The following is a 12,022-nucleotide window of genomic DNA, read 5'->3' on the forward strand; positions in this document are numbered from 1 at the left end:
AAAGCTGACAAAGAATAGCAACATATCAATTCAATTTAAACCTCAGCGTCACCCCTCCCTGTGCATTGGTCAATGGGAAGGAAGTTGTAATGACAGGCACCGTTCGACTGTAATCAAAGAATAACCTTAATGCCAGGTTTTGATTGACATCATATTCTACCGATGGATTGATCCTTAACGTCTGAGAGCCTCTTGTTGCTTCTGGAGTCCCGTCAATGTTGAAGTTCCAGGCAATATCATCTCTCCATGAAAAATCGACATTGACCAACATCTCCTGCCCACGATTATCAGTAATCTTCCCTGAACCACCCAATTTTAAAATCCGGTCATCCTTTTTATCATTGCCTCTTGTTTTACCTCTGTCTCTATTGCCACCATTGCCAGTAAGGAAAGGTATGTTTACATTCTCAAACGTATATCCGAAACCAAAAACAATTTCTTCTGTATTCTGATGAACCAATTCTTTACCATTGAAATTCATTCCCAAATCTCTTGACTTTCTGTATTCAAAGTTCAAATTCATATCGGTCTTGGTCTTCACGTCGATCCCGATTAAAGGAGCAAATTGCTCGGTAATGGTCATTTGTGGAATTTCCAATCTTGAAAAATAGTTGCGCGATTGCTGCTCTACTTCCAGGTAGATGGCTGCCGGATCATCCCTCAACAATAAATTATTATAGATGGGATCGGAATTAAAGTCATTGACCCTCATAACCGACTTATAACCATGCTTGATGCTGAAACTTGAGAAAATATCCTTGAAAAAATCCAACTTAGAAAGTCCGTTGTAATTGATGTCCCAGTTAGGTGCAGGGATATAACTCAAAGCACTCACTGTTTTGACAAAATCAAGATCTACATCATTAGGATTTATCCCTGTATAAGTGGCAATAAATGCCGGGACCAATACCTGATCCGCCTGACTACCAAGGCCATATCTGAACTCCGGGTCATCTGGATGTGGATCCGACGCCTGCGGTACTCCTAACCTTATCGCTTCTTGTGCCTGTCTTTGTGAAATGGTTTGTCTACTATTTTCAAAAGCAGCAAATAATCCATTTAAATCTCTGTCAAAAAAGGTATTCAAAGAAAAGTAAGTCAGTTCGAACGAACCTACATCATTTAACGCAATCTGCTGATAATCAATATTTCCGTTCTCTCCCAAATTCTTGAACTCCTCAAAATGATTTCTCGTATAACGCTTTCTGAAATTGATGTCGACTTCAAAATCTTTGAAAGGCTCTAACTCTACCCTTGCTTCAAAATTCTGCTGCTGGGTCTGAGTCAACTGTCTGTTCAGAAATCGGCTCGTGCTAAACCACCCCTGATCAGCTCCTCTGTACAACCAATTGGATTGATTTTCCGGAGATATATTGGGCTGCCAACCTGCTACGAAATCCCAGCCAGGAGCGCTGAAACTCGGATTCATTCCTAACATACTGGTATGTGGGGTGAAGCCTGGAACAGTGGTTCCTAAATCTTCTTTGTACGTTAATTTCACATCTCTGAGTAGCAATAGCGGTCTGATCAGAATCTTCTCTGCCATACTCACATTACGCTCCTTTTTATTTTTATCGTCATCATTTCTGCCCCTGTCTCCTTCTTCTCTAGTGGTACTTCTTCCTCTCGACCTGCTACGAGAAGTTCTGGCACTGCTATTTCCTCCTTCAATTTTTTTCAAGTAACCTGACTTTTTATACAACTTCTCGAAGTCCATATTGAAAGTCAGTTGTCGATTTTGGTTGTTCTGAATGATGTTGCCCAAGGAATCCACATTCAGTGATGCAGCTTCCCAGTAATACTCTGCATTGTACTGGGCTTTGAGCGTCGTAAAATCCAAAATCGGAATATTTTTCAAAGGAACATTATAGTTTACATTGAGGAAATGTCTGTAAGACTTCGTTCGACCACCATTTCTGATGTTATTCAATGTATAATCATTGATTTGCCTCTGAGTCACCTCTTCTGGCCTTCCTCTAAATACACCTCTTTCATCGACTATTTCTGCATCGTCTGCCAGTCCTACCTGTCGCAACTCATCTACTACACCAAGATTATCGGCAGTAAAAGTTATTCCCAATGATTTGGTGAAATCCCAGGTCAGGCTGTAACGGCGATCCCAACTAAATCTTTTATCGTAAAAGCGATAGTCAAATTCTTCAGGTAATCGGTACTTCCGTTCATTCTGATACTTCTTAAGCTGAGTATTAAAGGTAAATGCATTCGGAAATAAATTGAAATTGATCTCCTTAATCACTTTCAGGTTCTTATTTTCTATACCCTTGAATGGTTCTATATATTTTACCTGTCGATTATAGGTGTAATCTATTCCAGCCCTTTGATCATCCGTTTGATCAAACTCTATAATCGGATCTTTCTTGTTGATCTGTGTGATGGCATAACTCGCACTAAAATTGGAGATATCCCAGGGCATCTGTTTTTTATCTCTTTCTGGATTGCGTTGCTTCCTTACATTGGTCAAATTTAAGGTCTTAATGGTGGTTTGATCCACTGCCAGATCCAAAATTTCAGCCCGGTCTTCCGGCTCAGCTAAAATCTTTTCTCGCACTGTCAAATCCAGGTCGTAAGGATCAAATTGTGGCGTGCTCATTGACCTTGCATATTGTGCGTAAAATGGTAGGCTAATTCTAAAGGAACTCGGCAAAAACTTACCCAACTCCAAATTGGTCGCTACATCATATTCCTGAATGCTTTCTTTTTGTCTGGCATCAAGTTTTTGGTCTAATGCTCCATATCCTATGGTACTAAAAGCTCCAGAAAGTGTCAAATTTCCTAAGTCAGCCATTTGTACATCCATTCTTGCCAGACCAGCCACACCTCCACGCTCATCGAGACCACTCATTCTCAATTCATTAACCCAGACAGAACCTTCTAATGGCGTATTGCTATCGGATGTATTTCTCAATCCTATTTGAATACCTTTGATATACCCTAAACTAGGATTCCCTTTGATATAGGCCTGTCTTTCAGGATCAGTAAGTTGCTGAGCCGGAAAAATTTCCTGAAAATCCGCATTCTCCATGTTCCGTCTTAACTTGATATCGGTGAACATGCTCAGGTCAATGTCCATCATGTTTTCTTTGAGCCAAATTTCCTGAGGGTCTGTCATCGCACCTTGTGCCTCGGGATCTGACATTTTAAGTGGGATGGTATATTCATAGTAGTTATCCGTAAAATCTTTCCCGATCCTAACAAAAAGTGTCAGGTCACCCTCCGGAATATCCTGAGGTGATTCAGCGTGAATAAACATTTGTAACCTTTTAAAAACCCTGAGATCGACCCTCGTCAATTTGATAATGCTGGCTTCGCAGGCTTTAGGCCCACCCGCATTGAACAAGTTTTTAAAATCTAAAACCATAGAACGTTCATCCTGTTGAATGCTGTTAATACTGGTTTGAATCCGCTCTCTAACTATTCCCGGAGGCAATACATAATTAAATGGTGTACGAGAACTGTTTTCCTCTATGCTCACTTTGTCAACAGAAAAATCGACCGGATTTTCGCCATCTCCACATGCAGGAACAAATCGTCTCCATTGATTTCTGATCAACTGGAAATTGGCCATCCTGAAAGTTTTCTGTGTACTAAAGCCTTTGAAATACATTCTGATGAACTGAATGGCCTGAAAACCCTGAATTCCACCAATTGGTGTACCATCACTAAGTGGAATTCTAAAGCGATGCCATCGATCTCCTTCTGCCAATTCTCTGGTTTCTGTGATGTATTGGGCTACCTCCTCATTGATTTCACCATTGCTATTGACCAATTTAAGTTCATACTCGTAGTAGCTTTCTCCCTGGTCGAGGGAACGGTTATTGTTTAAGTCTTCTGCATCGGGTTGTGGATTTCCACGTGTTATTCTGGTACCAGTCGGATTGGGCGCGTTACCTTCCGGACCATTGAATTGTTCATACTTTCTGATCAAATCTACATTATCCAATTCGTCGGCTCCGAAATACAAAAAATTATCATTTGAAGGATCCTCTACTACATTTGCTGATGGGTAGGTTCCTAAAACTTTTTCAATGTAATCTCTATAAAATTCACGCTCCTCATTGTCATTCAATCCATCAAAGCCGATGTCCTGTTGCTCTCTATTGTTTTGGTCAAAACCATTCACTCTTGGAGAATTCAAAGGCACCCTTCCCCACTCTGTATCTTCCGTAGGAATCCTCGTTGTAGCACCATCAACATTGACCGCATTTTCGAAAAACTGCAGGTTGTCTCTCAAAATATCCTCAGACACATTACCGAGATTGAATACGATAGAACCTTCTTCATCCAGCTCGTGATTATGCCTTGGACTATCGGTGTAGGGGTCCAACATCCAAAACTCAATAAATTCTACATTGGCCTGTTCGAAATTGGTATTATTCATGAATCGCATGATCCCTGCCCATCGTCGTTCGGGGTCATTTAACTTCATTCTTCTCTCATCGCTATCCCAATAAGAACCTGCCGAAATCTCCGACCCTTCTGGTGGATCAAAATTATAAGGTCCTCTTTGATCTGGATAGTAGTTTAAATCGAACGTGAGTAAATCCGGAAGTAAACCTGCTTGAATTTGTCGAAATGGAAATAGATCTGTTATTTGAATTTGTCTGGTATAAGGGTCGTTCCGATCCCCGAATTGCTGCCCCCTTTCCAGAATATACCAGTTAAGGAGCGCTCTATTGTAACCATATCTTAGATCATTGGTCAATTCAGCTTCAGGAAACATCATGGGTTTTCCGCCAGGTGTGCTCGCTAGCGACCATCGATTGACCTGAATGCCTAATGGAATGGCGCTAGAAGCACCCTCGAAGTCATCCAACATGATGATTCCGTCCTTATCTTCACCACCTCTAATTGCACGAGCATGACCCGGCTTTAGAGCTGCTACCTCAGCATTAAAACTGATGCTCGAAGGTGCCGCTGTAGAGTAAAATGGAAGCCCGTCCAATGCTCTGGTTACCCATGGAACCTCATTGTTATAATTGACATCCAGACCTAAAATTCTATTGTTGATCGGATCATCTCCGACATTGACTTTTTGGGTGTAGGGTCTTTCAAACAAGTGCATATAAGTCGCACCCAAGTTCAAATTCTTATTGAACGCATAGTCTGCTCGGGCTCCCAACATTCCTTTTTGATTCAGAGAGAACAAGGAATTATCTTCATACGAAACCCTGATCGGAACGCCTTGCTGTAGATAGGCATCGTTTATAATGCGAATAACCCCTATGCCGTAATTTATTTCATAGTCAATCCCCTCTCTTAACGTTTGTGATCCGGCTCTGACCGTGACAGAACCTTCCGGAATGTTCCAGGCACCCAATGAAATTTCTGAAGAAATGCTGGATTTATATTCACCCATCATGACAAATCGATTTCGCTCCAGTCGCTCCTGAGCTTGAAACTTGGTCTTATTGTATAATTCTGAATAGATAAATTCCTCAGCTACCATAGGATCGGGAATCAAATCCCTTAATGAGGATCCAAATGGCTCCAGCACCGGAAAAATGATGCTACCTGTTCTTGGGATGACGGTGACACCTTCTACATAATCAAAAATACCATCCGGTTGCGGATCTTGGTAAATATTAAGCCTGTCTAGTTGGAATACATTTAAAAGAGGCTTATTTCTTAATCCCTCCCGAGGAATATATCTTTTCAGAGAACCGTCAGAATTATCTTCATAAAAAATATCAAACTTGAAACTTTCTCTGTCAATCTGAGATGCGCCAATAGAATACACGTTCTTCATCATCAAATCCCAATTCGGCTCGTTTGTATTCTGAGTGGTATTTTTAAGAAGTCTGGCAAAAATGTTTTCAGGAGGTAATTCAAATTCTACATCATTGGCCATTTCACCAACCTGATATACTTCGCTTCCATTATAGGAATACGAATATTGATAAGAAACGGCTAAAACCTGGTTGGGACGAAGCCTGATATTCAAAGAAATAAAGCCCAGTTCAGGATGAAAAGTAAATTCAGAAGGTCTGAGTTGCCTTGCTTTAAGAATTTCAAAATCCTTGGTTTGTTCCAGTCCATACTTCCCGGTTAATGTCGTTGATGCTGTAATCTGGTGTCTGGCATCATCATCATTGACCACCTGTTCGTATAAATCATTGACCCTATTATCCGGAAGGATGTGTTCTCCTGTATAATCTGTATAGAGCGGACTTGGTGGTGCTATATTGACCGCATCAGGGTTGGTTAAATTATCCGGATCGCCTACGCCAAGATCTGCCAAAGCAATAATATTTCTAAGCCCATCGGTTTCATTTCTATCATTGGTTACCCAAACCTGAATTTTGGTTACTCTAAATGGAGTATTGATCTGAGGCAGGTTATCCAAAGAGGACTCATAGGTATTTCTATTAAAATTAGAAAGGAAAAAGTGTCGGTTCTGATCATAATCATCCGGACGAATTTCAAACTCCTGTTCCAGTCCACCCGATTGTATGGCCAATTCTTCCTGAGTAGAATTCTTCTGAGAGGCGATAGTTGTGAGTCTCAACTTACCCCATTGGGATTCCACTTTTATCCCAAAGAGGTTTTGCCCACCCTGGATCAAGGAAGATCTTAAAGGGAGACTTACATTTCCTGCCTCGACCTTTTTAATGATCTCGTCTTCACTCCACTGCTCACTGTCGTAAGCTAATTTCACTTTATCGTCAAAGTCAAAGGTCCTTTGCGTATTAAAATTGAAATTGAGGTTCATTTTATCCCCAATGTTTCCATCCACACCCATTTTGATATCCATCTTGAAATCAGGCCCCCACTGTGTCTGAACATTTTGGGGTAAGTTGGGATTTTGAAGTCTCTGATAATATCCAAGTAGGGTTAGATCAATATTACCTTTGGGTTTGATCGTTATTTGGTTGCCACCAAAAAGCCGATCGACCAGGTTTCGTTCTATGTTAACATTAGAGATGGGATCAATTTTACCGCTAGATCCTCTTGCGCCACTTTCGATTCCATTCATCCGATTGAAAAAATCAGTCTGCTGCTGCTGGGCTTTCCACTCCATATACTCATTGAAGGTCATGTAAGTAGGCATTCGGTAATACTCGTCGCCAATTTTCTCAGTGAGAATATAATTGCCGGTTTCCGGATCGTATTCAACTTCCTGCGTAATTAGGGAAGTGTTGAGATCAAAAGGATTATTAGAAGGATCAGTCAGAAAATCTCCCGTTCTGTCTTTAATTGGAACTGTATCTCGAACAATACTGTTTTTCTCTTGTTGTACTTTATCGAAGGGGCCAGGTATTTCAAAACCACCTGCGAAAACGTGAAAAATAGCAAGCACAAACACCACTAACATGGTTGTTTTCCTCATTACACTCTTGATTCCAGTAGATTTACAGATATTCAATTTCATTTAATACGTTACCATAACGCCAAAATTTCGATTTAGCGTGTGTTCGCTTCAATTATCTCAGTTGCTTTAATACTTCTTTTATCAATTGCTCCACATTTTGGTCAGAATCTGACCTTTTGATGACTTTCTCGAGTAATTTTTCAACACTTTTCTTGGGGAACCCTAAAGCAATTAATGCAGATAACGCTTCATTTTGGTTCGTATTGTGAGTTGGTCCCGAAGAAATCAATTGTTCGTCGACGGTTTTGATGACTTTATCCTTCAAATCCAGGATGATGCGCTTGGCTGTTTTCGGCCCGATTCCCTTGACTTTATTGAAGGTGACGACGTCTTCATGGACAATGGCTTTCTGCACATCTTCTGCTCTCATTCCGGATAAAACAATTCTTGCAGTATTGGGTCCGATTCCCGAAACAGAAATGAGAAGTTGAAAAATGTTCTTCTCTTCGTTAGACGAAAATCCATAGAGGGTCTGAACATCTTCTTTCACGTAAAAATGGGTGAAGAGTTGTACTTCGTTTAGATTTTCGATATCTGCGTAGGTATTGAGGGAAATGTGCAGGTGGTAGCCTACTCCATGATTCTCGAGGTAAACCTCAGTAGGTGTTTTATGGGTTATTTTTCCTTGGATATAGGCGTACATAGGCTCATTTGAATTTAAACATATTATGATTTATTGCAATATGTGTGCCAAGAAGGATACGTGATGGATGGAAGGCAGATCGAAGTGTAATTCTGTTTTGGGACTTGTCAATTTATTGGTATGATTCAAGCAAAGGACTAAATGTTTGCTTTCAGCTGGCAAATCAATTTACCAGAGGCAGGCCACTAGACTAACAAGGCCCGGGCCTACTAAACTTAACAGTCCCTATGGATTCATTTTTATGATCTTTGTGATCGCCATAATTCCTTATCTTCGCGCTACGAAATTTTATACCAACGTTATGAATGTACTCATCCTCGGAAACGGCGGACGCGAACACGCCTTTGCATGGAAAATCAGTCAAAGTCCAAAATGTAGCCAATTATTTATCGCACCGGGTAATGCCGGCACCAAACTACATGGTGAAAATGTACCAATCGATCCACTCCATTTTAATCAAGTCAAGGATTTTTGCTTAGAAAAAAAGATCAATATCGTCATCGTGGGACCTGAAGCCCCACTAGTGGCCGGTATCACAGATTATTTCAGAAATGAAAAAGAATTGCGAAATATCCATATCGTAGGTCCTGCACAGGAAGGCGCTACACTGGAAGGATCTAAAGCTTTTGCAAAAGAATTCATGGCGGAATTTAATGTGCCTACAGCTGCTTATGGTGAATTCACAGCCGAAACGAAGGATGAAGGTATCGAGTTTATCAAAAAACAAACACCCCCTATTGTATTGAAAGCGGATGGACTTGCAGGTGGTAAAGGTGTTTTGATTATTGATAACCATCAAGATGCCACCATTGCATTTGGGGAAATGCTTGACGGTCAGTTTGGGAAGGCCAGTTCTACGATTGTTATCGAAGATTTTCTGGACGGTATTGAGTTCTCAGTATTTGTGCTGACAGATGGTAAAGATTTCAAAGTCTTACCCATCGCTAAGGATTACAAACGCATCGGTGAAAGAGATACCGGCTTAAACACTGGCGGCATGGGTGCCGTTTCTCCAGTGCCATTTATCACAGATGCTTTTTACCAGAAAGTGATCAAAAAGGTGGTAGAACCAACAGTCAGGGGCTTGGAGGCCAGAGCCATGGATTATAAAGGTTTCGTGTTTATCGGAATGATTAAAGTAGGCGAAGAGCCCTTTGTTATTGAATACAACGTTAGGATGGGCGATCCTGAAACTGAAGTCGTGCTACCTCGAATCAAATCTGATCTACTCCAAACATTCATTGATCTGAGTGAAGGAAAGCTTAATAATGCCAACATTGACATCAAAGAAGAGGCCGCCTCTACCATTATGCTGGTCAGTGGCGGTTATCCCGAAAATTATGAAAAAGGAAAGACCATCACCGGTCACCTGGGAATAGAAGATAGTATTGTGTTTCATGCGGGAACAACAGAAAAGGAGGGTAAAACATTGACGAATGGAGGACGGGTGATGGCCATTACATCACTTGCAGAAAGCAAGGAAGAAGCTTTGGAAATTTCCAAAAGAAACGCTGAAAAAATAAAATTTGATGGAAAATATTTTAGGCGAGATATTGGTTTTGACTTGTAGATGAAATACAATGTCCATGAATTAAATTCCATCGTCAACGGTAATTTACTGAATGACCATTTATTTCCCTATGAAGTGAGTGATCTCTTTTTTGATACGCGCAGAGGAAATTATGGACCTGCTGCACTCTTTTTAGCCATCGATGGTCAAAATGCAGATGGCCACCAATACATCCAAAATGCTTATCAACATCTGGGTACACGGAATTTCCTGATTTCTAAAGCCATTAATATTGAAACCTATTCGGATGCCAATTTCATACTAGTGCCCAGTGTTGTCGAAGCACTTCAGTTGTTGGCTATTCACCATAGAAACCGATACCCATTGAAGACCATTGGCATTACAGGAAGCAATGGTAAAACCATCGTTAAAGAATGGATTCATCAGTTATGCGAATCGTCATTTAGTGTCATACGCAGTCCAGGAAGTTACAATTCGCAAATCGGTGTTCCGCTTTCAGTGCTCAAGACAGATCTCCATCATAATCTGGGATTGTTCGAAGCAGGCATTTCAGGAAGTGGAGAAATGGTTTATCTTGAAAAAATCATTCAACCGCAGATTGGTATTTTTACCAATATAGGTGAAGCACATAGCGCAGGATTTCAAGATCGATTAGAAAAAATTAAGGAAAAGCTAAAGTTATTTGAGAATTGTAGTAAGATTATTTATTGCCTCGATCATGAAGAAATACATCATGAATTAACAGATCATCAGGCAAACCTCATTACTTGGTCAACTTCCAGTTCAGAAGCCACTTATCAAGTTCGTTTCGAAGGTTCTGCCATTACTATCAATCAACACACTTACAAAATACCTTTCCAAGACCTCATTTCATTGACCAATGCCACCTTCGCGATTATCACTGCATTAGAGTTGGGTATCAAAAATCCTCCGACTGGTGAACTGAAAGCGTTAAAAATGCGGCTTGAGATGAAACAAGGAATCAATAATTGTTTTTTAATCAACGATTCCTATACCAGTGATCTTGACGCACTATCTTCTGCTTTACAAGTTTTGCAACAGCAGCAGAAAAGACATAAAAATACGCTCATTTTATCACAGATAGAAGAATCTAATTTGTCACCTGCAGTCATAAATTCAAGGCTGATTGAATTGATTAAGCGGCATCAGATCGACCGGTTAATAACGGTTGGGAACCAGCTTCAACACATTGAATTTAAAGGCGAAGCTAATCACTTTGAAAATACGGAGGAGTTGCTTCAAAATATGGACAACTTAAGTTTCAGCAACGAGAATATCCTGATCAAGGGAGCCAGAAGATTCAATCTGGAGCGTGTATTCAATAGACTCTCTATAAAAGTACATCAAACCATTCTCGAAATTGATTTGGAGGCGATGCGACACAACCTAATGGTCTATCGCTCTCTGTTAAAACCTGAAACCAAGTTAATGGTTGTTTTAAAAGCCTCAGGATATGGAAGCGGTAGTAAAGAATTGGGACGATTTCTAGCCTATCAGAGGGTAGATTATATCGCCGTGGCCTATGTAGATGAAGGTATTGAACTTCGCAAGGCAGGAATTGATACTCCTATTATGGTGATGAATCCGGAGGAATCCGGGTTTGAATCTATGGTCAAGTTTAAACTTGAGCCTGAAATTTACAGTCTAGAACAATTGCATAATTTTACGACATACGTTGACCAAAAGGCATTTCCCGTTCACCTGAAGATTGAAACAGGTATGCATAGATTGGGTTTTGCTGAGGCGGATCACGAAGCTCTAGTTCAATTCTTAAGAGCGCAAAATCTCCTTAAAGTGGCTACCATCTTTACTCATTTGGTAGGCAGCGACGACCCGGAATTAGATTTGTTTTCACATGAACAAGTGGAAAGATTTTCAGAAGCTTATAAGAATATTTGTAAAGCCATAGGCTATCAACCTGATCGTCACATTCTCAATTCAAGCGGAATATCACGCTTTCAGCTATATCAATTCGAAATGGTAAGATTGGGAATCGGTTTACACGGTTTAACTTCTGATCAAAATCTAGATAGAAGATTGCTTAAAGTACAAACCTTGAAGACTAAGATAGCACAAATAAAAGAAGTTGGGAAGGGCGAGTCTGTGGGATACAATAGGATGCATCGTGTAGCCACTCCCTTAAACATTGGGACTATCAATATCGGTTATGCCGATGGACTTCCCAGAAATGCAGGTAACGAAAATTATGCGGTTTTGGTCAATGATAAAGCTGCCAAGATATTAGGCAATGTCTGTATGGATATGTGTATGATCGATCTCACCAACATAGACTGCAAAATAGGAGATGAGGTTATTATCTTCGGGAAGGAATGGCCGATAGAAAATCTAGCAAAGGCATGTAGTACGATACCCTATGAAATTTTGACCAGAATATCCACAAGGGTTCATCGCATTTTTAGTAGGGAATAATAGATTT

Annotated in this window: 4 protein-coding genes; 2 read left to right on the forward strand and 2 right to left on the reverse strand. The window is 40.5% G+C overall.

All coding sequences use genetic code 11. The features are described from left to right. Positions 1 to 25: 25 nt before the first annotated feature. Both sov and ruvA read right to left on the reverse strand, forming a co-directional pair. Positions 26 to 7,348 carry a T9SS outer membrane translocon Sov/SprA gene (gene sov / locus L2567_RS08345; RefSeq protein ID WP_235297299.1) on the reverse strand — a complete coding sequence of 2,441 codons (7,323 nt, stop codon included), beginning with the start codon at positions 7,346 to 7,348 and terminating at the stop codon, positions 26 to 28. Between the two features lie 94 nt (positions 7,349 to 7,442). Beyond that, entirely contained in the window at positions 7,443 to 8,033 is a 591-nt protein-coding gene (ruvA, locus tag L2567_RS08350; protein WP_235297300.1) for a Holliday junction branch migration protein RuvA, read from the reverse strand. 301 nt (positions 8,034 to 8,334) lie between these two features. Here ruvA and purD point away from each other — a divergent pair, with 301 nt between their 5' ends. Continuing rightward, entirely contained in the window at positions 8,335 to 9,603 is a 1,269-nt protein-coding gene (gene purD, locus L2567_RS08355) for a phosphoribosylamine--glycine ligase (RefSeq protein WP_235297301.1), read from the forward strand. Beyond that, on the forward strand, positions 9,604 to 12,015 hold the full coding sequence (locus L2567_RS08360) for a bifunctional UDP-N-acetylmuramoyl-tripeptide:D-alanyl-D-alanine ligase/alanine racemase (protein WP_235297302.1): 2,412 nt from the start codon (positions 9,604 to 9,606) through the stop codon (positions 12,013 to 12,015). Positions 12,016 to 12,022 lie beyond the last annotated feature (7 nt).

Source organism: Portibacter marinus (assembly GCF_021533195.1).
GTDB lineage: Bacteria > Bacteroidota > Bacteroidia > Chitinophagales > Saprospiraceae > Portibacter > Portibacter marinus.

What these genes read in the sequence shown, in the direction of transcription:
- purD (WP_235297301.1), top strand. Translation starts at nt 8,335, where the DNA reads ATGAATGTACTCATCCTCGGAAACGGCGGACGCGAACACGCCTTTGCA.
- L2567_RS08360 (WP_235297302.1), top strand. Translation starts at nt 9,604, where the DNA reads ATGAAATACAATGTCCATGAATTAAATTCCATCGTCAACGGTAATTTA.
- sov (WP_235297299.1), bottom strand. Translation starts at nt 7,348, where the DNA reads ATGAGGAAAACAACCATGTTAGTGGTGTTTGTGCTTGCTATTTTTCAC.
- ruvA (WP_235297300.1), bottom strand. Translation starts at nt 8,033, where the DNA reads ATGTACGCCTATATCCAAGGAAAAATAACCCATAAAACACCTACTGAG.